The organism is Streptomyces sp. NPDC090077 (assembly GCF_044747545.1).
GTDB lineage: Bacteria > Actinomycetota > Actinomycetes > Streptomycetales > Streptomycetaceae > Streptomyces.
Window position 1 is genome coordinate 383905 of record NZ_JBIVEG010000003.1, and the last position, 22997, is coordinate 406901.

The 22997-nt window shown below is 74.2% G+C and carries 18 protein-coding genes and 1 pseudogene; 11 read left to right on the plus strand and 8 right to left on the minus strand.

Annotation, left to right across the window (positions count from 1 at the left end):
• The first annotated feature begins 120 nt into the window (after nt 1-120).
• Both ACIPW5_RS08610 and ACIPW5_RS08615 read left to right on the plus strand, forming a co-directional pair.
• Nucleotides 121-987 (plus strand): LysR family transcriptional regulator, encoded by an 867-nt coding sequence (locus ACIPW5_RS08610; protein WP_401242180.1) that lies wholly within the window; start codon nt 121-123, stop codon nt 985-987.
• The gene (locus ACIPW5_RS08615; protein ID WP_401242183.1) at nt 965-2119 is read left to right on the plus strand and encodes a M24 family metallopeptidase; all 1155 of its coding nucleotides are present in this window, start codon (nt 965-967) and stop codon (nt 2117-2119) included. Before ACIPW5_RS08610 ends, ACIPW5_RS08615 begins: the two co-directional genes overlap by 23 nt.
• A 51-nt stretch (nt 2120-2170) precedes the next feature.
• Here ACIPW5_RS08615 and treZ read toward each other — a convergent pair whose 3' ends face one another.
• A complete protein-coding gene (treZ, locus tag ACIPW5_RS08620; protein WP_401242185.1) occupies nt 2171-3922 on the minus strand; it encodes a malto-oligosyltrehalose trehalohydrolase in 1752 nt (583 codons plus the stop codon).
• Nucleotides 3923-4044: 122 nt separating this feature from the next.
• Here treZ and ACIPW5_RS08625 point away from each other — a divergent pair, with 122 nt between their 5' ends.
• The 3 genes from ACIPW5_RS08625 (at nt 4045) to ACIPW5_RS08635 (ending at nt 6078) form a co-directional block, all read left to right on the plus strand.
• Nucleotides 4045-4617, plus strand: a complete 573-nt coding sequence (locus tag ACIPW5_RS08625) for an FHA domain-containing protein (protein WP_401242188.1) — start codon at nt 4045-4047, stop codon at nt 4615-4617.
• 64 nt (nt 4618-4681) lie between these two features.
• Entirely contained in the window at nt 4682-5440 is a 759-nt protein-coding gene (locus tag ACIPW5_RS08630; RefSeq protein ID WP_401242191.1) for a DUF6193 family natural product biosynthesis protein, read from the plus strand.
• 179 nt (nt 5441-5619) lie between these two features.
• Nucleotides 5620-6078 carry a GNAT family N-acetyltransferase gene (locus ACIPW5_RS08635; protein WP_401242194.1) on the plus strand — a complete coding sequence of 153 codons (459 nt, stop codon included), beginning with the start codon at nt 5620-5622 and terminating at the stop codon, nt 6076-6078.
• Here ACIPW5_RS08635 and ACIPW5_RS08640 read toward each other — a convergent pair.
• The 3 genes from ACIPW5_RS08640 to ACIPW5_RS08650 form a co-directional block, all read right to left on the minus strand.
• Nucleotides 6060-7283, minus strand: coding sequence for a M14 family zinc carboxypeptidase (locus ACIPW5_RS08640; RefSeq protein WP_401242251.1), 1224 nt, complete (start codon nt 7281-7283; stop codon nt 6060-6062). The two genes, ACIPW5_RS08635 and ACIPW5_RS08640, sit on opposite strands and share 19 nt — an antisense overlap.
• Nucleotides 7284-7823: 540 nt before the next feature.
• Nucleotides 7824-8174 carry a hypothetical protein gene (locus tag ACIPW5_RS08645; RefSeq protein WP_401242197.1) on the minus strand — a complete coding sequence of 117 codons (351 nt, stop codon included), beginning with the start codon at nt 8172-8174 and terminating at the stop codon, nt 7824-7826.
• A gap of 68 nt (nt 8175-8242) precedes the next feature.
• Entirely contained in the window at nt 8243-9046 is an 804-nt protein-coding gene (locus tag ACIPW5_RS08650) for a helix-turn-helix domain-containing protein (RefSeq protein WP_401242199.1), read from the minus strand.
• Between the two features lie 201 nt (nt 9047-9247).
• Between ACIPW5_RS08650 and ACIPW5_RS08655 the strand changes: the two genes are divergently transcribed.
• The gene (locus tag ACIPW5_RS08655) at nt 9248-9811 is read left to right on the plus strand and encodes a hypothetical protein (protein WP_401242200.1); all 564 of its coding nucleotides are present in this window, start codon (nt 9248-9250) and stop codon (nt 9809-9811) included.
• 8 nt (nt 9812-9819) lie between these two features.
• Nucleotides 9820-10278, plus strand: a complete 459-nt coding sequence (locus ACIPW5_RS08660; RefSeq protein WP_401242202.1) for an RICIN domain-containing protein — start codon at nt 9820-9822, stop codon at nt 10276-10278.
• Between the two features lie 508 nt (nt 10279-10786).
• Here the strand turns inward: ACIPW5_RS08660 and treY are convergent.
• Nucleotides 10787-13099 (minus strand): malto-oligosyltrehalose synthase, encoded by a 2313-nt coding sequence (gene treY, locus ACIPW5_RS08665; protein WP_401242205.1) that lies wholly within the window; start codon nt 13097-13099, stop codon nt 10787-10789.
• Between the two features lie 127 nt (nt 13100-13226).
• Between treY and ACIPW5_RS08670 the strand changes: the two genes are divergently transcribed.
• Entirely contained in the window at nt 13227-14561 is a 1335-nt protein-coding gene (locus ACIPW5_RS08670) for an MFS transporter (RefSeq protein WP_401242206.1), read from the plus strand.
• Here the strand turns inward: ACIPW5_RS08670 and glgX are convergent.
• Nucleotides 14546-16660 (minus strand): glycogen debranching protein GlgX, encoded by a 2115-nt coding sequence (glgX, locus tag ACIPW5_RS08675; protein ID WP_401242209.1) that lies wholly within the window; start codon nt 16658-16660, stop codon nt 14546-14548. The two genes, ACIPW5_RS08670 and glgX, sit on opposite strands and share 16 nt — an antisense overlap.
• 318 nt (nt 16661-16978) lie before the next feature.
• Between glgX and ACIPW5_RS08680 the strand changes: the two genes are divergently transcribed.
• Together ACIPW5_RS08680 and ACIPW5_RS08685 are read left to right on the plus strand one after the other, a co-directional pair.
• The gene (locus ACIPW5_RS08680) at nt 16979-18262 is read left to right on the plus strand and encodes an SAV2148 family HEPN domain-containing protein (protein ID WP_401242212.1); all 1284 of its coding nucleotides are present in this window, start codon (nt 16979-16981) and stop codon (nt 18260-18262) included.
• 258 nt (nt 18263-18520) lie between these two features.
• Nucleotides 18521-19234 carry a 3'-5' exonuclease gene (locus ACIPW5_RS08685; RefSeq protein ID WP_401242215.1) on the plus strand — a complete coding sequence of 238 codons (714 nt, stop codon included), beginning with the start codon at nt 18521-18523 and terminating at the stop codon, nt 19232-19234.
• A gap of 9 nt (nt 19235-19243) precedes the next feature.
• Here the strand turns inward: ACIPW5_RS08685 and ACIPW5_RS08690 are convergent, their stop codons facing one another.
• Entirely contained in the window at nt 19244-20506 is a 1263-nt protein-coding gene (locus ACIPW5_RS08690; protein WP_401242217.1) for a S1 RNA-binding domain-containing protein, read from the minus strand.
• 110 nt (nt 20507-20616) lie between these two features.
• Nucleotides 20617-21480, minus strand: a complete 864-nt coding sequence (locus ACIPW5_RS08695) for a phosphotransferase enzyme family protein (protein ID WP_401242219.1) — start codon at nt 21478-21480, stop codon at nt 20617-20619.
• Between the two features lie 121 nt (nt 21481-21601).
• Between ACIPW5_RS08695 and mgt the strand changes: the two are divergent.
• A pseudogene (gene mgt, locus ACIPW5_RS08700) lies at nt 21602-22899 on the plus strand (macrolide-inactivating glycosyltransferase).
• Nucleotides 22900-22997 lie beyond the last annotated feature (98 nt).

Consider the following 22997-nt stretch of genomic DNA (forward strand, 5'->3'; position numbering starts at 1 on the left):
TGGGCCCGCTGCGAAGTGGTCATGCGGATCATCCTGTGGCCCGGTCCCACTTCAGCACCAACGATTGTTCCCGAATGGTCGATAAGCAGCGCTGATGGGCGGCGATGGCATCCTGCGGGCATGGACCCGCACCTCCTGCGCACCTTCACCGCCGTCGCCCGCCTCGCCTCCTTCTCCGCCGCCGCACGCGAGCTCGGCTACACGCAGTCCGCCGTCTCCCAGCACATCGCCGCCCTGGAAGCCGACCTGCACACCGAGCTGCTCACCCGGCGGCCCGTGGCCCCCACCCCGGCCGGCGCCCGCTTGCTGGAGCACGCCCGGCCGCTGCTGCTGAGGCTCGACGCCGCCCGCGCCGACGTCCTGCGGCTCGCCGCCGCCCCGCCCGGCCGGATCACCCTCGCCGCCTCCCCGCTCGCCGCCGCCGGCCCCCGGCTGCTCGCCGCCCTGCCCGCCACCGGCGTCACCCTGCGCGTCCTGCCCCCGGCCCGGGTGCCGGCCGCCGTCGCCGCCGGGGACTGCGACCTCGGGCTCGTCGACGGGCTCGCCGCCCCGAGCGACCCGCTGCGGCTGCCCGACGTGGCCCCGCTGAGGGTCACCGGCATCGCCGAGGAGGAGCTCGCCGTCCTCTTCCCCGCCGGGCACCCCTTCGCCGCCCGGGACGCCGTCCGGCTCGACGACCTCGCCGACGCGCGCTGGCTCGACGCCCCGGACGTGGGACTCCCGCTCACCACCGGACGCCGCGCCCTGCGCTACGACGGCACCGACCTGCACGCCCTGTGCGCCCTCGCCGCCGCCGGACACGGCCTCGTGCTGCTGCCCCGGCCGGTCGCCGAGACCGCCCGCGCCGGGGTCGCCGTACCGCTCGCCGCACCCCGCCTGGCCCACCGTACGGAGCTGCTCGCCCCCGCCGGCCTGTCCGGCGCGGCCGCTGCGCTCGCCGCACGCCTCGCGGCAGGATCCCCGTATGACCACCACCCCGACGCCTGACCCGGCGGCCCACCCCGAGCCCGAGGCCTTCACCACCGCCGACTACGCCGCCCGGATGGCCGCCGCCGCGCAGAGCGCCGCCGACGCCGGACTCGCCGGACTCCTCATCGCCCCCGGCCCCGACCTCACCCACCTCACGGGCTACCGCCCGACCGCCGAGACCGAACGGCTCACCCTGCTCGTCCTCGCCGCCGGCCAGGACCCCGTGCTGGTCGTGCCCGCCCTGGAGGCCCCCGACGCCGCCGGGGCCCCCGGCGCCGGGGCGCTGACCCTGCGCGACTGGACCGACGGCAAGGACCCCTACCGGGTGGCCGCGCCGCTCCTCGACGTCAGCGGCCGCTTCGGCGTCAGCGACAACACCTGGGCGCTGCACCTGCTCGGCCTGCAGAGGGAACTGCCCACCACCACCTACGCCGCGCTCACCGACGCCCTGCCCATGCTCCGCGCCGTCAAGGACGAACGGGAACTGGCCCGCCTCGCGGCGGCCGGAGCCGCGGCCGACGCCGCCTACGCCCAGATCCTGCACGTCCCCTTCGCCGGCCGCCGCGAGAACGAGGTCGCCGCCGACCTGGCGGGACTGCTGCGCGTGCACGGCCACTCCCAGGTCGACTTCACCGTCGTCGGCTCCGGCCCCAACGGCGCCAACCCGCACCACGAGGCCGGCGAACGCGTCATCCGGCACGGCGACATGGTCGTCCTCGACTTCGGCGGCCTCAAGCACGGCTACGGCTCCGACATCTCCCGCACCGTCCACGTGGGCGAGCCCACCCCCGAGGAACAGCGCGTCCACGACATCGTCCGCGAGGCCCAGCAGGCCGGCTTCGCGACCGTCCGCCCCGGCGCGACCTGCCAGGACGTGGACCGGGCGGCCCGCGCCGTGATCACCGAGTTCGGCTACGGCGAACGCTTCGTCCACCGCACCGGCCACGGGATCGGCGTCACCACCCACGAGCCGCCGTACATGGTCGAGGGCGAGGAGCAGCCCCTCGTCCCCGGCATGTGCTTCTCCGTGGAGCCCGGCGTCTACCTGCCCGGCCGGTTCGGTGTCCGGATCGAGGACATCGTCACCGTCACCGGGGACGGCGGCCGCCGCCTGAACAACGCCCCGCGCGAGATGGCGATCGTCGGCTAGGCCGTCTCTTCCGGGTCAGGCAAGATCCGGAAGAGACGGCCCAGGCCGCGGCTACGGACCGAGCACCACCGCCGACTCGCCCGGTACGTGGATCCGCCCGTCCGGGCCCGGATGCTCCACCGGCTCCCACGACGCCAGCACCCGCACCCCGTTGCGGCCCAGCGCGACCGTCACCGACTCCGTCGAGAGGTTCACCACCACCCGCACCTCGCCCCGCCGGAAGGTCAGCCAGCGGCGCTCCTCGTCGTAGGCGACCCGGACCGCCGCCAGGTCCGGGTCGCGCAGGTCCGGGTGGGTGCGGCGCAGCCGGATCAGGGTCCGGTACCACTCCAGCAGCCAGGCGTGCGACTCCCGCTCCGGTTCCGCCCAGTCCAGGCAGGACCGGTCGCGGGTCGCCGGGTCCTGCGGGTCCGGGACCTCCTCGGCCTTCCAGCCGTGCGCCGCGAACTCCCGCCGCCGGCCGCTGCGGACCGCCTCGGCGAGCTCCGGGTCGGGATGGTCGGTGAAGTACTGCCAGGGCGTGCCCGCCCCCCACTCCTCGCCCATGAACAGCATCGGCACGAACGGACCGGTCAGCGCCAGCGTCGCCGCGCAGGCCAGCAGCCCGGGGGAGCAGGTGGCGGACAGCCGGTCGCCCAGCGCCCGGTTGCCGACCTGGTCGTGGGTCTGGGTGTAGCCGAGGAAGCGGTGCGCGGGGGTGCGCCGGCGGTCCACCGGCCGGCCGTGGGTGCGGCCCCGGAAGGAGGACCAGGTGCCGTCGTGGAAGAACGCCCGGGTCAGGGTCTTGGCGAGGGCGCCGAGCGGGGCCTCGGCGAAGTCGGCGTAGTAGCCCTGCGATTCACCGGTCAGCGCGCAGTGCAGGGCGTGGTGGAAGTCGTCGTTCCACTGCGCGTGCATCCCGAGGCCGCCGCCCGCCCGCGGGGTCGTCAGGCGAGGGTCGCACTGGTCGGACTCGGCGATCAGGAACAGCGGCCGCGTGGTCTCCGCCGCCAGCTCGTCCACGGCGGCCGACAGCTCCTCCAGGAAGGACAGCGCCCGCCCGTCGGCCAGCGCGTGCACCGCGTCCAGCCGCAGGCCGTCGATCCGGTAGTCCCGCAGCCAGGCCAGCGCACTCCCGATCAGGTACGCGCGGACCTCGTCGGAGCCGGGCGCGTCCAGGTTCACCGCCGCACCCCACGGCGTGTGCCGGGTGTCGGTGAAGTACGGGCCGAAGGCGGGCAGGTGGTTGCCGGAGGGGCCCAGGTGGTTGAGGACCACGTCCAGCACCACCCCGAGCCCGGCCGCGTGCGCGGAGTCCACGAAGGCCGCCAGACCCGCCGGGCCCCCGTACGGCTCGTGCACCGCCCACGGCGCGACCCCGTCGTACCCCCAGCCGTGCCGGCCGGGGAAGGGGCACACCGGCATCAGCTCCACGTGCGTGACGCCCAGCCCGGCCAGGTACTCCAGGCGGCCGGCCGCCGCCGCGAAGGTGCCTTCGGGGGTGAAGGTGCCGACGTGCAGCTCGTACAGGACCGCGTCCTGGAGCGGGAGGTGCGGCGCCGGCACGTGCGGGGCGAGGGCCGTCAGGTCGACCACCGCCGACAGCCCCTCCGTGCCGTCCGGCAGCCGCCGGCCGCGCGGATCGGGCCGGACCACCGGATCGTCGCCGAGCCGGAACCCGTACCGGTCGCCGTCGGCCGCCGGGGCCTCGGCCACCCACCAGCCCGCGCGGCCGGGGGCCGGATCGGGGGCCATGTCGTAGGCGGTGTCGTTCAGTCGCATGGCGACCCGACCTGTCAGCGGTGCCCACACCTCGAACTGCACGGACGGTCCCCTCGTCTCCGGCGGTGTCCAGCATGCGTAATCGTGCCCGTATCGTGCCCATCATTCCGGGCCGGGCGGGGGAGTTCTGGACACTCCGCACCCGACGGGCCGACAATCACCCTGTGACGTCGAGTTTCGAGTTCCCCGCCTTCCCCGCCCCGCGGCTCTCCGACGCGGAGCGAGACCTGGCGCTGGGCCAGCTCAGGGAGGGTGCGGCCCTCGGCAAGCTGTCGCAGGACACCTTCCTGCGCCGCATGGAGCTCGCGCTGGTCGCCCGCCGGTCCGAGGACCTCGCCCCCCTCCTCGCCGACCTCCAGACGCGGGAGGGTCCGCTCGGTACCCAACCCCCTTGGACGAGGCGTCTGTTCGGCTGGGTGGGCCGGGCCTCGGCGGTCTCCGCCGGGGTGCGCCGGGCCTGGCAGGTGGAGCGGCTGCCCAAGCTGCTGTTCCCGCACCCGGGCGGCGGCCCGCTGCGGATCGGCCGCGACCCCGGCAACGGCCTGCGGCTCAGCCACGAGACCGTCTCGCGGGCGCACGCCGAGCTGAGCCTGCGGGACGGGACCTGGCTGCTGCGGGACCTCGGATCGACCAACGGGACCACCGTCAACGGGCGCCGGGTGACGGGCGCCGCGGTCGTCCGGCCGGGGGACCAGGTGGGGTTCGGGCGGATGAGCTTCCGGCTCTCGCAGGACTGAGCCGGGCGGGCGGGGGAGCGGAACGCCGAGGAGGCAGGGGAGGCGGAGGAGGCAGAATCGGGGTGTGGACCACCGACCCGATCCAGCCGATCTGTACCCCGACGCGGCGGCGCACGGCAGCCTCGCCGCGATGCTGCGGGCCCTCGCGGAGGAGGGCGGCTCCCCCTTCCCCGTGACCGACACCTCCCGTCCCGAGGAGCTCCTGTACGCCTCCGTGGAGAGCCGGTCGCCGCTCCGCCACCCCCTGTACGTCACTGCGGGGGCGTTCGAGCGGGGGTGGTCGGTCCGAGGCGAGGACTCCTTCCAGGACGCGCCGCTCGTCCAGGGCGAGACCGACGACCCGGAGCAGCTCGCCCGGGCCGCGCGCGGCTGGTACGAGGGGACGCCGCTGGAGGAGATCCGCGACGCGGCGCCGTTCGTGCGGCTGACCGGACGCTTCGAGGTGCCGGACCAGGACCCGGTCCTGATGACCGAGTCCGAGTGGCAGGGCATGAGGGTGGAGGCAGCCGAGAAGGGCGGACCGGGATACCGGGAACTCGTCGAGGCGGCGTACGAGGAGCCGGCCCTGCGGGCCCTCTTCCCGTTCACCAGCCACTGGGTGCTCCGCTTCTCGACCACCACCCGGCCGGCTCTGACCATCGCCGGCCCCTGCGTCCTCACGCACGCGGCCGACCGGTACACCGTCAGCCCCGGCTTCCTGGGCACCGACCCGTACGCCGAGACCACCACGGCCCGGGAAGCGGTGGCGGCCGCGGTACGCCACCTGCCGCCGGGACTGGGACCGGTGACGGTGGGGAGGATCCGGCGGGCGGAGGGGGGCTGAGGCGGGCTGAGGGGGCGGTCGGTCGGTTGGTCGGCCGCGGGCCGGCGTCGGCCTGGGTTGGGCCTGGGTTGGGATCGCCCTGACCTGGGCTTGCCCCGGTCCCGGACGATCCCGGGCCAGGGCGCTGGCCCGTTCCGACCCGCTTCCACCCCGGCCAGGGGCCCGGCAGGATGGTGCTCATGGATCACACCGGCATCGTGCGCCCCGCCCGCCCCGAAGACCTCCCGCGCCTCACCGAGCTCATCCACGAGCACATCGCGTACGAGAAGTCCGAGCCCCGGCCCGCCGGCCTCGGCGAGCGCCTCGGACCCCGGCTGTTCGCCGAGGACGCCCGGCTGTGGGTGCTGCTCGCCGAGACCCCCGGCGGCACCGTGGCCGGATACGCCGCCTGCTCGGAGGAATTCGCGTTCTGGGACGCCCGCCACTACCTCCACATGGACTGCCTCTACCTCGCCGAAGAGGCCAGGGGCCACGGCCTCGGGGCCGCTCTGATGGCGGGCGTGGCCGACCTCGCCCGCCGGCTCGGCCTGGAACACGTCGAGTGGCAGACCCCCGGCTGGAACGAGGGCGCGATCCGCTTCTACGACCGCCTCGGCGCCACGGGCTGCCCCAAGCAGCGCTACGCCTGGCCGGTCTGAAGACACCGGTACGCGGCCAGCACCGTCCGCGACTGGTGCTCCACCTGCGTGGCCACCGGTACCCAACGGGCCTGGAAGCGGGCCGAGAACTCCTCGCACCACCCCGTCACCAGGCGGTCCAGGCCGGGCGCCGCCGGATGCGCCTGGGCCCGCAGGACGCGCAGCAGCATCGCGGCGGCCCGCAGGGTCAGCCGCCGCCCGAAGGCGTCGATGCTGCCGAGGGAGGCCGTCGTGGCCTCGGCGGGCGCCCCGGGGGCCGTCCACTCGGCGGCCACCTGCGGGATCAGCCCCAGCGTCCAGTCCACCGCCCGCAGCAGCGCGGCGGCCCCCGGCCCGCTGCCCGGGACCCCCTCCCGCAGCCCCGCCACCCGCGTCGCCTCGCCGGTCAGCCGCTCCGCCAGCATCCGCAGGGCGCCCCGCGGGTCGGGGTGCGGGGCCGGGTCGTCCACCAGGTCGGAGGCCCACATGGGGACCTCGACGATCGCGGTGGTGCCGCGCCCGCGGTGGCACCAGGTGCTGAGCCGGGTGTCCTCGCTCCCGGCCTGCGGCATCACGAAGATCCCCGGGCCGGGGGAGCCCCAGCCGGCGGCGTCGGAGGCCCCGGTCTCCACCGGGATCCGCAGCTCGGCGGCGGACTTCCCGAAGGGCTCGGCGAGCCCCGGTACGTCGCGCGTCAGCTGAACCCAGGACCCGCCGAGGTCCGTGCCGTGCAGGGAGACCTGCAACGCGGGCCGCAGCTCGTCGAGGAGCGCGGTCAGGGCGCGCGTCTCGGGCGGGAGCCGGTCCGGGGGGAGCAGGGACGGCGCCCACTCGGGCTGCTCCGGCCCGGACGGGCGGTAGAAGTTGCGGTGGTAGTCCAACAGCGAGTACGGGCGCGGGGTGCGGTGCAGGTCGGCGCCGTCCGGGTCGGCACAGAGCAGGAAGTGCCAGCCCGCCCCGCCGCCCCCGGCCCGGACCACCCGCCGGGCGAGGTCCAGCGCGGTCGCCCCGCCGACGGGCTCGTTGGCATGGGCCCCGGCGACGACGAGCACCTCCCGGGGCCCGCCGCGCTGCCCGTCGACGGACAGCAGCCACAGCGGCCGCCCGCCCCGGGAGGCACCTGCCTGCCGCATCCGCACCCGGCCGGGGTGCTCGTCCGCCAGCGCCCGTCCGGCCAGGGCGAGTTCGTGCGGGGTGGGGTAGCGCATGTCACGGAGGAGGGTCACATGGTGTGCCATGCCCGCCACACCGGCCGGCTACCGCTCCCCGCGGCCCGAATGTGTGCCGCGCTGCCGTGTGCGGCGGGCGCCTCCGGAGCGGCGTCAGGGAGGGTTTGGGGGTTTCCCGGCAGTCCATCGTCCTTCCGGTTCGGGCCGGTCCCTCAAGGGCGCTCCCTGCGGTCGCGTCGCTACGCGATCGCCTACGGCGACCCTTGACCGACCGACCCGCCCCGGAAAGCCGAAAGACTGCCGGGAAACCCCCAAATGAACGGTCACGGGGCAGAAGGAACAGGGACGGGCCCGTCAGCGATGAGGCGAGGGGCCGGGGGCCGCCCTGCCGGGCATCGAGCCCCATGTCCGTACCCCCGGGCCAGGGGCGCGGCCAGGACGCAGCAGATCGCTACGCGCTTCTCCCGTCTCAGCGTCCGACGACCGCCTGGGGCTGATACCTGCACCAAAAGTCGATCAGAGCAGGCCAGGTACCCGACAAGCGCGACGGATCGCTACGCGCTCCCCACGGATCGGCGTCCGGGCGCCGTCTTGGGCTCAGAGCCGTCGCTGGGCCGCCTCCAGCAGTCCGCCCACCTGGGAGTTGAACGCGATGGCGGCCTGGGGCGCGTGGCGGGGGATCAGGTTCACGATGAGCTCGAACAGCGGGAGCAGGTGCTCGGACTTGCGGATCCCGCCGCCGACGATCACGACGTTCCACGGCTTCCTGGTCAGCGCGGCGACGAGGGTGGACTCGACCGTTTCGTCGTGGACGATCAGCTCCATGTCCGCGTCGATGCCGTGTTCCCCGAACCGGGCCATCTCCGCGTCGAGCGCGGTCTGGAGTGCCGCCCCGTCGATCCCGGGGATCGCCTGGGGCTCGTAACCGATGACAAGTGTAGAAGGCATGCAACGAACCTAACGAGCCCCTGCTCGGACACGATCGCTTTCCGGACACCCCGGAACCAAGGTTGGAGTCAGCCCCACTTCTGGTGGTCCGAGCGGTCGCAGGGCCGCAGGCGGAGGCCGGTGGGGCCGTCGTCCAGGCACTGGCCGGTGGTGTTGCTCTTCACCTCCACCGAGGCGTCCGGCCACGTGGTGACGGTCCACTTCTGGGACGCGGTGTTGCCGCAGGAGCGGCCGCTGAGGCCTGTGGCGTCGCCGGCCAGGCAGGCGCCCGAGGCGTGGTTCCTGAGCGTGCCGGTTCCGCTGCCGTCCTGGAGGGGGTGCAGGGTCCAGCGCTGGTAGCTCATGCCGTTGGGCGGGAAGGAGCGCAGGCCCTGGTCGAGGCTGTGGTCCAGGCAGTTGCCCGTGGAGCGGTTGACGAAGTTCCGGACCGTGTCGTGCCGGGGCGGAGCCGCCGCGGCTTCGGCGGCCTGCGGACCTGAGCGGGGCTCCCGCCCGGGCAGCGGAACGAACCAGGCGAGCGCGGCGCCGGCCAGCAGCCCGGCGAGGCCGGCGACGGCCGGCCACCTCCACCGGGCCCGCCACCACGGCGGGGCCGGGGGCGGCGGCGGAGCGGGCGGAGCCGCGGGCTGGCTGCGGTCGGCGGCCTCCCACAGGGCCCGGTACTCCGCGGGATCCGCGCCCAGGGCCCGGCACAGGTCCCGGACGGTGTTCCACGGCGGGACGGTGCTGCCGCGCAGGTAGCGGGAGAGCGAGGAGTCGCTGATCATCACCTCGGACTCCAGGGAGCGCAGCGTACGGCCCGACCGCTGCTGCAGAGCCCTCAACGCCCCGCCAAGCCGTTGCCCCGGACTGCGCCCGTCGACGTCCGCCATGCTCGCCCCTGTCCCGGGATGGTCATGTCCCAGCAGGTCAGAAGCGTAGGGATCCCGACTCGGCCGAAGCAAACGGGACACCGTTGCGAGCCCCCGCCGGCCCCCCGCAGACTCGGCACCAGCCGGCTCCCAGTCGAGTGAGCGGCGACCCCATCAGCGCCGGACAGGCGCATTTCCCCTGCCAGAAAACGGAGTACGGGCATGTCCTTGAACCTCACCCGCCGCGTGGCCACCGCCGCGTTGACCACCCTCCTCTCCCTGGGCTCCCTCGCGCTCACCGCGCCGACGGCCCCCGCCGCACCGAACCCCGCGACCGCCTCCGCCGAGGCGGCTCCCCGCATCAGCCGGGCGGAGGTCCTCGCCCGGGCCAAGACCTGGCTGACCGCCAACAACGGCCGTCCGGTGCCCTACTTCCAGAACAAGTACTGGAAGGACGGCTACCGGCAGGACTGCTCCGGCTACGCCTCCATGGCCCTCGGCCTGCGCAAGCCCGGCCCCAACACCGTCTCCCTCAAGAACGACGGCTACACCCGCCGCATCGCGATGAAGGACCTCGCGCCGGGCGACCTGGTCATCAAGGCCGACAGCAACAGCGCCGACTTCCGCCACGTCGTCATCTTCGACGGCTGGGCCAACGGCGCGCACACCGCCTACAAGTCCTACGAACAGGCGGGCGGCGTCGGCACGCGCTGGAAGCAGCACTCCTACGGCGTGAACGGCCGCGACGGCTACCACGCCTACCGCCCCGTCAACATCACCAACTGAGGACCGACATGAGCATCCGCACCACCCTCCTGGCGGGCCTCCTGCTCGCCACCGCCCTGGCACCGGCCGCCACCGCCGAGGCCGACGCGCTCGACAGCGTCCAGACCTTCCGCAACGGCGCCACCTCGGCCTGCCTGGACGACAGCGACGCCGGTGTCCGCACGTACGCCTGCCTGGGCAACGACCACCAGAAGTGGAACGTCCACCAGTGGGCCGACGGCACCCGCGAGCTGAGGAACCGCAAGACCGGCCTCTGCCTCACCGACCACCCGCGCGGCACCGCCTCGGCACAGCCGTGTGACAAGGCCAAGGACGAGAGCTGGTTCGTCCACCGCTACCCCGACGGCGCCGTCGAGTTCAGGAACCAGGCGACCGGCCTGTGCCTGGACGACAGCCCCGAGCACCACCTGCGCACCTTCCCGTGCGGCACCCACGCCCAGAGGAGCCCCTACCAGACCTGGCACTGACCACCCCGCGCCTGGCCTCCCCCCCCCCGGGGAGGCCAGGCCGCCCCATACGGTCAGCCCCGGACGGCCGCCGGACGCCGCGACGGGAGAAGCGCGTAGCGATCTGTCGCGCCGGTCGGGTCCCTGGGCCGCTCTCGTCGACTTTTGGTGCAGGTATCAGCCCCGGGCGGTCGCCGGACGCCAAGCCGGGAGGAGCGCGTAGCGATCTGTCGCGCTCGGGTGCTCCGGAGGCCGCTCTGATCGACCTCTCGTGCAGGCAGCCGGCGCCCGGCCCCTCGCTCGTCGCTGACGGGCCCGTCCCTGTGTCCTTTGCCCGGTGACCGTTTCTTTGGGGGTTTCCCGGCAGTCTTTCGGCTTTCCGGTTCGTGCCGGTCGGTCAAGGGTGGCCGAAGGCCATCGCGTAGCGACGCGACGAAGGAGCGCCCTTGAGGGACCGGTGCGAACCGGAAGGACGATGGACTGACGGGAAACCCCCAACCCTCCCTGAGACCGCCCAGGGGTGTACCGCTCACCCAGCCCCGACCCGCACCAGCACCGCCACCGGCAGCCGCTCCAGCAGCGCCGCCAGCTCCACCCGCCCCTCGTACGCAGGACTCCCCGATCCCCCCGATCCCCCCGATCCCCCCGGACCCCCCACCCTCTCCACCCGCACCCACCGTCCCGGCGGCAGCTCCAGGGCGGTGGCCCGCCAGCCGCCCGCCGCAGTCAGGCGGTGGGAGAGGCGGGTGGCCACCGCGACGAGGCCGGGCGGGCGCGTGAAGGCGATGCAGTGGCCGGCCGCCGGGCCACGGGGGGTCAGTGGGGCGTAACCGGTGAACAGGCCGGGCCGGTCGCGCCGCAGCCGCAGCAGGGCCGCCGTCAGCGCGAGCTTCTCCCGCGCGGGGTCCGGCGGGGCGGCGCCCGCGTCCAGGGCGGCCAGTGCCTCCCGGGGGAACTCGGCGGGGCGGCGGTTGTCGGGGTCGACCAGCGCCCTGTACTCGTACTCGGCGCCCTGGTACACCTCCGGCACCCCCGGCATCGCCAGGTGCAGCAGGGTCATCCCCAGCAGGTTGGCCCGGGCCGCCTCCGCCAGTTCCGGCGGCAGCTCCACCGGCTCCCCGGGCACCAGGTCCGCGATGCCGGCCTCGTACCCCTCGTCGGGGTCGGTCCAGGAGGTGTGCACCCCGGCTTCCCGCGCGGACTTCAGCAGGGCCGCCGCCAGCCGGGACTTCCGCTCGGGCACCCCGCCCAGCCCCAGCGCGCTCTGCCGGGCCACCCACGCCAGCCGCGCATCCGCTGCCGAGCCACCCACCGGGCCCACCGCACCCGCGGCGGTCACCCCCACCACCCCCACCACCCCCATCGCCTCCGGAGCCTGCGACAGCACCGCGATCCGGGCCCGTACGTCGGCGCTGCGCTTCGTGTCGTGCGTGGACAGCACCGTGCCCGTGGCGGGCCAGTCCCGTTCCAGTTCCGCGCAGTACGCGTGGAACTCGGCGACCGGCACCGCCGGGTCCCCGGGCTCACCACCCACCTCGGTGGCCGACAGCAGCGGCGCCCACCGGTAGAAGGCGCGGTCCTCCAGGGACTTGGCGCGCAGGGCCGCCGAGGTCTGGGCGAAGCGTGCCCCGAAGGCGGGGTCGCGGAGCAGCAGGGCCCGTACGCCCTCCACCGCCCGGGTCCCCGCCCCGGCGGCGGCCCGTTCCAGGGTGGCCGGGGACGGCCCCGGGCCGCCCGGGTACGTCCGGTAGACGGGTGAGGCGAGCAGCAACTCCCGTACTCCGCCGGCGAGCGCGGTGCCCGCCCAGCGTTCCAGGAGTCCCAGCTCGGCGGCCAGGTCGACGGTCAGCACCTCCCGTGCCGCCGCCGCGGCGGTCTCCTCCCAGGAGGCGGGTCCGCCGTCGGACTCCCCGTACGCGCGGGCCAGTTGCCCCGCGCCGTCGGGGTCGGTGAACACCCCGTCGATCCGGTGCAGGGCGTCGTAGCCGGTGGTTCCGGCCACCGGCCAGGACGCCGGCAGCCGCTCCCGGCGGGCCAGGATCTTCTCCACGACCACCCAGCAGCCGGACCCGGCCGCGGCCCGCAGCCGCCGCAGGTACTGCTCCGGGTCCGCCAGCCCGTCGACGTGGTCGATCCGCAGGCCGGTGACCACCCCGTCCCTCACCAGCTGGAGCACCTTCGCATGGGTCGCGGCGAACACGGCGGGGTCCTCCACCCTCACCCCGATGAGGTCGGAGATCGTGAAGAAGCGCCGGTAGTTGAGCGCCGTCCGGGCCTCCCGCCACCAGGCGGCCCGGTACCACTGCGCGGCCAGCAGCTCCGGCATCGGCAGTCCGGCCGTCCCGGCCCGCAGGGGCAACTCCACGGCCCCGTACCGGAGCAGCGCCTCCGCGCCGCGCACCACCTCGCCCGTCTCGCCGTCGGAGCCCAGTACCGGCAGCAGGACCTGGCCCCCGCCGCCCTCCCAGTCGATGTCGAACCACCGTGCGTACGGCGACTGCGGCCCCTCGCGCAGCACCTCCCACAGGGGCCGGTTGAGCCGCAGCGGCGACGGCACCGCCATGTGGTTCGGGACGATGTCGAGCACCAGCCCCAGCCCGTGGGCGCGGCCGGTGGCGGCGAGTGCGCGCAGGCCCCGCTCGCCGCCCAGTTCGGCCCGTACCTCCGCGTGGTCGGTGACGTCGTAGCCGTGTTCCGAGCCCGGTACCGCCTCCAGCACCGGGGACAGGTGGAGGTGTGACACGCCGAGCGAGGCGAGGTACGGTACGGCTGCCTCGGCCGCCGCGAACGGGAAGCGCGGGCCCAGCTGGAGACGGTAGGTCGACGCCGGGACGACCGGCATCTGAACGTCGGATTCCGATTGGCTGATTGAATACCCCAGGCTCATGAGAACGTACGTACCCAGCCCGCGCGATTCCGTGCCATTACCCAATGCATCCGGGTGACTGCACCGCGTTAGTGTCGATCAAGTGGTTGGAACCGTCAGCACCTATCGTCACGTCATCGCCCTGACCGGGCCCCTACTCCCGCTCGTCTCCTTCTTCGCCCGACTTCCCGTCGCGATGTCCCAGTTCGGCAGCGTCCTGCTGGTCTCCGAGACCAGCGGCTCGCTCGCCACCGCCGGAATCGTCGGCGGCACCCTCTCCGCGGGCCAGGTGGTCTTCGGGCCCCTCCTTGGCCGCCTCGCCGACCGCCACGGACAGCGGCCCGTCGTCCTCGCCGCGGCGGCCGTCAACGCCCTCGCCACCGCCGCGCTCGTCGCCGGCGCCCTCGGCGGCCTCGCGACCGCCCCGCTCGCCGCGATCGGCGCCGTCACGGGGGCCTCCGTACCCCTGATCGGGCCACTCGCCCGCACCCGCTCGGTCGCGCTCGCGCACCGCGCGAAGGCCGACGAGAAGACCGTCGGCGCCGTGCACTCCCTCGAAGGCACCCTCGACGAGGTCTCCTTCGTCTTCGGCCCGGCCCTCGTGGGCCTCGCCGCGCTCGTCGCGCACCCGGCCGTCGCCCTCGGCGGCGCCGCCGCCCTCGTGGCCGTCTTCGGCACCGCGTACGCCCTGCACCCGACCGCCGCCGTCACGGCCGGGAGCCCCGCCCCGGAGCGCGCCGACGGCGCCCGGAGGGCCCGCCCGCCGCGCGTGGTGCACGCCGTACGCGGCTCCCTCGCCCTCCAGGGCGCCATGTTCGGCGCCTGTCAGGCGGGCATCGCCTCGCTCACCGACCGGCTGGGCGTTCCCGGACAGGCCGGCATCGTGTACGCCGCCATGGGCGTCGTCAGCGCCGCCGTCGGCCTCGCGCTCGGCGCGCTGCCGGCCCGCTTCGGGCTCCGGCTGCGCTGGCGGGTGGCCACCGGCGCCGCGCTGGTGCTCTCCGTGCCGCTGCTGTTCACCGAGACCCTGTGGCCGCTGTACCTGGTCGTCACCGTCCTCGGCGCCGCCTACGCCCCGCACCTGATCACCGCGTTCGCGCTCACCGAGCGGGTCGTCGAGCCCGCCCGGCTGGCCGAGTCGATGGCCTTCGCCGCCAGCTCGCTCGTGGCCGGGCAGGCCGCCGCGCTGGCCGTGTCCGGGCGGCTCGCCGAGTCGTACGGGCCCGCCGGGGCCTTCGCCGTCGCGGTGGGCGCGGCCGCCCTGTGCCTGGTGATCGCCCTCGTGACCCGGGTCCCGTCGGCCCGGCCCGCGGCCCCGGCCCCGATTCCGGCTCCGGCTCCGCCCGCCGTCCCGCTCAAGGCCTTCATCCCGGCCCAGCGCACCACCTCCCCGGAGGACTCGGCGGCCGGCTCCGGCTCCGGCTACGCCGGCCGCTGAAGCACCACCAGACACCGTCCCGTCAGGGCCACCCGGTCCCCGGCCGCGTACTGCGGCCCGGTGCCGGGTGGCAGTACCTCCGCCCGTGCCGTGTCCACGACCAGCCGCCAGTGCGCGCCGTGCCCGGCCGGGACGGTGAAGTCCTGCGGATCGGCGCCCGCGTTGAACATCAGCAGGAACGAGTCGTCGGTGATCCGCTCCCCGCGCGTGCCCGGCTCGGAGATCGCCTCCCCGTTGAGGAACACGGTCAGCGCCCGCGCGTGCTGCGCCTGCCAGTCCCGCGCCCGCATCTCCTCGCCGTGCGGGGTGAACCAGGCGATGTCGGAGAGTTCGTCGTGGGTGCCCTCCACCGGCCGGCCGTGGAAGAACCGGCGCCGCCGGAACACCGGGTGGTCGCGGCGCAGCCACACCATGCGGCGGGTGAACTCCAGCAGGCCGGGCGGGGGTTTGCCCGGCTCGGGCCAGGCCACCCAGGACAGTTCGTTGTCCTGGCAGTAGGCGTTGTTGTTGCCCTCCTGGGAGCGGCCGAACTCGTCGCCGTGGCTGAGCATCGGGACGCCCTGCGAGAGCATGAGGGTGGCGGTGAAGTTCCGCATCTGGCGCTCGCGCAGCTCCAGGACCGCGGGGTCCTCCGTGGGGCCCTCGACCCCGCAGTTCCAGGACCGGTTGTGGGTCTCGCCGTCCCGGTTGCCCTCCCGGTTGGCCTCGTTGTGCTTCTCGTTGTACGAGACCAGGTCGTTCAGGGTGAAGCCGTCGTGGCAGGTGGTGAAGTTGATGGAGGCCAGCGGCCGCCGGCCGTCGTCCTGGTAGAGGTCGGAGGAGCCGGTCAGCCGTCCCGCGAACTCGGCGAGCGTGCGCGGCTGTCCGCGCCACAGGTCCCGCACGGTGTCGCGGTACTTGCCGTTCCACTCGGTCCACAGCGGCGGGAAGTTGCCCACCTGGTAGCCGCCCTCGCCCAGGTCCCAGGGCTCCGCGATCAGCTTCACCTGGCTGACCACCGGATCCTGCTGCACCAGGTCGAAGAACGACGACAGCCGGTCCACCTCGTGGAACTGCCGGGCCAGGGTGGCCGCGAGGTCGAAGCGGAAGCCGTCCACGTGCATCTCGGTCACCCAGTACCGCAGCGAGTCCATGATCAGCTGGAGCACGTGCGGGGAGCGCATCAGCAGCGAGTTCCCCGTACCGGTGGTGTCCGTGTAGTGCCGGGGGTCGTCCCCGAGCCGGTAGTACGAGGAGTTGTCGAGGCCGCGGAAGGACAGCGTCGGGCCCAGGTGGTTGCCCTCGGCGGTGTGGTTGTAGACCACGTCCAGGATCACCTCGATCCCGGCCTCGTGCAGGGCCCGCACCGCCGACTTGAACTCCAGCACCTGCTGGCCCCGGTCCCCGGAGGCGTAGCCGTTGTGCGGGGCGAAGAAGCCGATGGTGTTGTAGCCCCAGTAGTTGCTGAGCCCGTCGTTCACCAGACGGTGGTCGTTGACGTACTGGTGGACGGGCATCAGCTCCAGCGCCGTCACCCCGAGCTTCGCCAGGTGCCCGATCACCGCCGGGTGCGCGAGCGCCCCGTAGGTGCCCCGCAGCTCCTCGGGGAGGTCGGGATGACGCATGGTCAGCCCTTTGACGTGGGCCTCGTACAGCACCGTGTGGTGGTACTCGTGACGCGGCGGCCGGTCGTTGGCCCAGTCGAAGTACGGGTTCACCACGACCGAACTCATCGTGTGCGGGGCCGAGTCCAGGTCGTTGCGCGAGTCGGGCCGGCCGAAGTGGTAGCCGTAGACCTCCTCGCCCCAGGACACCTTCCCGCTGATGGCCCGCGCGTACGGGTCCAGGAGCAGCTTCGCCGCGTTGCAGCGCTGCCCGCGCTCGGGCTCGTACGGGCCGTGCACGCGGAACCCGTACCGCTGGCCGGGCATGATCCCCGGCAGGTAGGCGTGGCGGACGAAGGCGTCCGTCTCGCGCAGCTCGACGGCGGTCTCCGAGCCGTCGTCGTGCAGCAGGCACAGCTCGATGCGCCGGGCGACCTCCGAGTAGACCGCGAAGTTGGTGCCCGCGCCGTCGTACGTGGCGCCCAGCGGATACGCCTGACCCGGCCAGACTTGCATGGTTAACGACTCTTCCCATCCTGGTCCGGCTCGCTCCGGCCCGTGATCCGGCTGGATCCGGCACGGATCACGTCTCTGCCAGATCTTCCCCGAAAGAGGGTCCCCACGCGTGGACTTGGAATGCTGCCGACGGGTGAACCGGAGAGCTGATATGCGGGTCAACGGACTGTCCGGGCATCACATAATGGGTCAACGGACAGCCGGACCAGGGGACCTGACGCCCCGGGGGACGGCTTCGGGCTGCGTCGGGCCGCGTGCGCGGAGTACCCTTCCGTGATCACTGGAGACGGGCGTCCAGACGCAGAAGGCGGTGCACGGGTGAGCTCGGGAGGTCTGGAGCTGCCCCCTGGTGACAGCGGTCACGAGGGTGGCCCGGCGGACGCCGCGGGCGGTCCGTCGGGTGCGTCCGGCGGTGTGCCGGGCACGGCGGCGGCCGGGGCGGCGGTGTCACTGGCCCCGCAGGCGGCCGGGGACGCGCGGGCCGGGGCCGAGCTGGACTGGGGCGCGGACGCGTGGAGCGAGGTCCGGACGCGGGCCCAGCGCGCGGGCCGTGCGTACATCTGGCTGAATCTCATCGAGCAGCGGCTGCGGTCGGTGGTCGGCGCCGTGCTGCGGCCCGTCTACGAGCCGGTGCACGGCGGTGACGACTGGGTCGTCGCCGCGGCCGGCCCGGCCGGGCAGGAGTGGGTGCAGCGGGCGGTGGCCGTGCGCGAGGTCAGCCGGCGCAAGGGCTACCTCCTCGACCCGGCCGACGACAACGTGCTGAGCTTCCTGACGCTGCCGCAGCTGCGGGAGCTGATGGTCCAGCACTGGCCGTGCTTCGAGCCGTACTTCGACGACCGGCGCGAGATCGAGCTGGCCCTCGACGAGCTGGAGGTCACCCGGAACGTGGTCTCCCGCAACCGGGCGCTGTCGCGGGCCGTGCTGGAGCAGGCGGAGCGCGCGTCGGCGCGACTGCTGGAGGTGCTCGGCGCCGGCTCGGGCAGCCCCTCGGCGGACCGGCTGCCGATCGACGCCGTCGAGGACCTGGTCGGGGACCGGTACGCGGACGTCATCTCGGTCCACCCGGACCGGGTGCGGCTCCAGCGGCAGCTGCCGGCGGAGGACCTGTTCGGGGGCGCTCGGCGGCTCGACGCCATCGGCATAGGCCTCAACCTGCTGGTGCAGAACTTCTCGGGGCGCAGGCTCGTCCGGCTGACGGAGGCCGGCTGCCGGGTGCGGCTGCTGTTCCTGAACCCGGCGAGCAGCGCGGTCAAGCGGCGCGAGCGGGAGCTGGGGCTGCGCAAGGGCGAGCTGAGCCGGTCGGTGGAGATGAACATCCTGCACGTGCGCAGGGTCCGGGCGGGCCTGAAGGACCCGTCGCGCTTCGACATCCACGTCTTCGACGAGACCCCGCGCTTCACCGCCTACCTGGTGGAGGGGCAGTCCTCGGGCATCGCGGTGGTCCAGTCGTACCTGCGCCGGGCCCGGGGCATGGAGGCCCCGGTGCTGGTGCTGCGCGGGGGCGGGCGGGGCGTGCCGAAGGACGCCGACCACGGGCTGTTCCAGACCTACCGGGAGGAGTTCGAGTCGGTCTGGGAGGACTCGCGTCCGGTGTCCTGAGACCGGGCGCGCGGTCCGGCGTACCAGGTCGGGTCCGGGCCTGCCGCCGGGGGGTGCCCCAGCCGGGTGTCAGTGGCTCGTGGCAGGCTGAAACGCGTTGACCGGAAACACGGGGGAGGGGCGCGTCATGGAGGCGTGGTACGGGGGAGCGCCGGCCGGGCTCGGCCTGGAGGCGACGGGTACGGAGCCGGGTGCACCGGTGGGGCGCGGGCACGGGCCCGGCGCAGGGGCGGCCCAGGCGGGGACGAGGGCCGCGTGATGGGCTGGATCAGCGGGCCGCTGGTGGCCTTCGACCTGGAGACCACGGGCACCGACGTGGAGACCGACCGCATCGTGACGGCGGCGGTCGTGCGGCTGGAACCGGACGGCGCCGTCGCGTCCGAGCGGACCTGGCTGCTGGATCCCGGGGTGGCCATACCGGAGCAGGCGTCGGCGATCCACGGCATCTCGACGGAGCACGCCCGCGAGCACGGGGCGCCGGCCGCTTCGGCCGTCGAGGAGATCGCGGGGGCCGTCGCCGAAGGGCTGCGCTCGGGGACGCCCCTGGTGGTGATGAACGCGCGCTACGACCTGTCGCTGCTGGACCGCGAGTGCCGGCGGTACGGGATCGAGTCGGTCAGCGAGCGGCTGGGGAGCGTGCCGTCGCCCGTCATCGATCCGCTGGTGATCGACAAGCACATCGACAAGTACCGGAAGGGCAAGCGGGCCCTGCACGCGCTGTGCGCCCACTACGGGGTGTCCCTGGAGGACGCGCACGACGCGCGGGCGGATGCCGTGGCCGCCGCGCGCGTGGTGCGGCGCATAGGCGAGAAGCACCGGCCCGTCGGCCTGATGCCCTTGGCGGACCTGCACGGCCTCCAGGTGCGCGCGGCGGCCGAACAGTCGGCCTCCCTGCAGGCCTACCTGCGGCGCACCGCGGATCCGTCGGCGGTCGTCGAACCGTCCTGGCCGCTCGTTCCCCGGCGGGGATGACCGTAGGCGTCAGTGCTCTCGGGGCTCTCCGGGCTCTTGGGTGCCTCCGGGTTCGAGTGCCTTCAGGGACAGCGACACGCGTTCCCTCGAGAAGTCGACGTCGAGGATCTTCGCCGAGATCCGCCGGCCGACGCTGACGACCTCGGAGGGGTGGTCGACGGGGCGCCGGGACAGCTCGGGGATGTTGATCATCGCGGTGAAGCCGCCGATGTCCACGAAGGTGACGCCGAAGGCGGCGATCTGCGTGACCGTGCCCGTGCAGACCTGCCCGCGGCGCAGGGTCTTCAGGAAGGCCCAGTCCCGGTCGCTCTGCGTCGGCTCGGTCCTCCACCGTGCGCGCAGGACGCCGTCGTCGTCGGGCCGGACCGCGGTGAACAGCGGGTGGCGGTCGTCGAGGGTCAGGGGCAGTGCGGTGGCGGCGCGGGCGCCTGCCACGCGGGCGGCCAGTTCCCCGTACTCGGACTCGTCGGCGAGGGTGCTGGAGACGACCCCGTCCCCGTCCTCCCACACGAACTCCACCGGGCCTTCGGCGGGAAGCGAGGCGAGGACCGCGTCGACATCGGCGGACAGGTCCGGCCAGACGGTCAGCATGGCCCGCGGGGCGAGCCGGGCGCGTACCGCCGCGAGGGTGTCCCGGGTGATGCGGTGCCAGCGGGAGGCGTTGTAGAGGTAGCCCTCCTCCAGCAGCACGGCGTTCCGCGTGGCGACGGACCAGCGGAGCCGGTCCCAGAAGTCCTCGTCGGCCGGCCGCTGCACGCCGGGCTCCTCGAAGTCCGCGTCGTAGGGCGAGGCCTCCAGCGGCTCGGCGAAGAGGCCGAGGGCCCGGGTCCGGGCAACGGCGCGCTCGCAGGGCCGGTCGCTGCCGACGTAGACGTACTGGTCCCAGCCGACCTGCACGTCGAACCGGTCCTCCACCGCCAGACGGCACCAGGCGCCGTTGCCGCGGAGCATGCCCCTGACCAGTTCCAGTCCGACGGAGAGGGGCACTTCGGCGCCGTCGTGGAAGCCGGCGAGGTCGGGCGGGAAGAGCCCGGCGAGGCCGTGGCCGTCGGCCGCGGGCTCCGGGCCGAAGTGGACGGGGCCGGAGATCCCCGGCTCGCGTATGGCCAGGCGGTCGACACCGGTGTCCTCGGCGAAGGCGGCGACCGCCCGCAGGTACGCGGCCTCGACCGGTCCGTGGTCGCAGTCCGTGTCCTCGGAGCCGGTGTAGTGGCCGTGTTCGTCGCGGTCGGCGGGGTCGTACTTGGTGATCCGGTGGACGAAACGCGGCACGTGGCTCCTCGTGGTGGTCGGCCGTGCCCGCCCGTCGGTCCGTTCGGGCACACCCGCCATTCTCCGGCCGGGGCCGGAGCGGTCCACCGGTTATCCGTCCCCGGGGCCGGTCAGAAGGGGTGCCAGCGGGCTTCCGCGTCGCCCTCGCGGAGGGAGGCCACGCGGCGGCGGAACTCGGCCAGGGCCTTCGGGTTGGCGGGGGCGTGCTGGGCGACCCAGGCGCAGCTCGCCGTCTCGCGGGCGCCGCGCAGGACGGCGCAGCCCTCCCACGCGCGGACGTCCCACCCGTACGCGTCCGTGAAGGCCCGGTAGGAGGCGGCGGGCATCCCGTACCGGTCGCGGGAGAGGGCCATCACCACCAGGTCGTGTTCCCGCAGGTCCGACGAGACGGTCTCCAGGTCCACCAGCACCGGCCCGTCCGGGCCCACGTGCACGTTGCGCGGCAGGGCGTCGCCGTGGACGGGGCCGGGGGGCAGGTGCGGGGTGAGCGCGCGGACCTCGTCGGCGTAGGCGTCGCGCCGGGCGCGCAGGTACGCGGCGTCCTCGGGGTCGACGGCCGCGCCGGCCAGCCGGAGCCACCGCTCGACCCCGCCCAGCAGGTCCCGGGCGGGCAGCACGAAGGGCGGCGCGGGCAGCGCGTGCAGCGGACGCAGCAGGGCCGCGAGGTCCTCGGGGCCGGCCGGCCGCACCGGCTCGGGGAGCCGGTGCCAGACGGTCAGCGGGTGCCCGTCCACCAGCCGGGGCTTCGGTTCGGCGGCCCGTACGGCCGGGATCCCGGCGTCGGCGAGCCAGCCGGCCACCGCCAGTTCCCGTTCGGCCCGTGCCAGCAGACCCGCCTCGCGGCCCACCTTGACCACCAGGCCGCCGGTCGCGAAGACGGCGTTCTCGCCGAAGGCGAGCAGCTCCGGGCGGTCCGCCCCCGTGCCCGCCAGTCCCGCCTCCGCCAGTACGTCCCTGGCCCGTGCCTCGTCCATGGGTGCGTCTCCTCCTTCGCCGGATCGCCGGATCGCCGGATCGCCGGATTGCCGTGCGCCTCGTGATCACCGTGGGTCCGCCCAGTCTCGCATTCCGGGTGCGGGAGGCCCTGAAGGGGCGATGTTCGGCCAATGCGTCGATTTTCGGGCAGGGGACTCTCCTGGCCTCCTTTTCCAATTGCACGAGACGTATCGTCTCGCTAGGGTCGTGTCATGACTTCCACAGCCAAGCCCGCACACATCGCCATGTTCTCCATCGCCGCCCCCGGCCACGTGAACCCGAGCATCGAAGTGATCCGGGAACTCGTCGCCAGGGGCCACCGCGTCAGCTACGCCATCCCCGCCTCCTTCGCCGAGAAGGTCGCCGAGACCGGCGCCACGCCGGTGGTCTGGAAGTCCACCCTGCCCACCGAGGACGAGCCCGAGGCCTGGGGCACCGAGCTCATCGACAACGTCGAACCCTTCCTGAACGACGCCGTCCAGGCGCTCCCGCAGCTCGCGGACGCCTTCGAGGGCGACGAACCGGACCTCGTCCTCCACGACATCACCTCCTACCCGGCGAGGGTCCTCGCCCGCCGTTGGGGCGTCCCCGAGATCTCCCTCTCCCCGAACCTGGTCGCCTGGACCGGCTACGAGGAGGAGGTCGGCGCCCCGATGACGGCCGAACTGCGCGCCTCCGAGCGCGGGCGGGCGTACTACGCCCGCTTCCGCGCCTGGCTCGACGAGAACGGCATCGACGAGGACCCCGACAGCTTCGTCGGCCGCCCGCGGCGCAGCATCGTCCTGATCCCGCGCGCCCTCCAGCCCTGCGCCGACCGGGTCGACGAGTCCGTCCACACCTTCGTCGGCGCCTGCCAGGGCGACCGCAGCGCCACCCAGGGCACCTGGCAGCGGCCCGCCTCCGCCGAGGGGAAGAAGGTGCTCCTGGTCTCCCTCGGCTCCACCTTCACCAAGCTGCCCGCCTTCTACCGCGCCTGCATCGAGGCCTTCGGCGGCCTCCCCGACTGGCACGTGGTCCTCCAGATCGGCAAGTTCACCGACGAGGCCGACCTGGGCGAGGTCCCCGCCAACATCGAGGTCCACCGCTGGGTCCCCCAGCTGGACGTCCTGCATCAGGCCGACGCCTTCATCACCCACGCGGGCGCCGGAGGCAGCCAGGAGGGCCTCGCCACCGCGACCCCGATGGTCGCCGTACCGCAGGCCGTCGACCAGTTCGGCAACGCCGACATGCTGGCCGCCCTCGGCGTCGCCCGGCGCGTCGACACGGAGGACGCCGACGCCGCCGCCCTGCGCGAAGCCGTCCTCGGACTGCTCGCCGACCCCGAGGTCGCCGCCCGGGCGCAGGCCGTCCGCGCCGCCATGGCCTCCGAGGGCGGCACGCGGCAGGCCGCCGACCTCATCGAGGCCGCGCTGTCGTAGGCGCGGCCTAGGGGGTGTCCGCAAAGTCCCGCCTGCCCCGCGGCGCCCGGCACGCACTCTCGCCGCACCGGGCGAAAGCCCGAGTACGTCCAGTACGC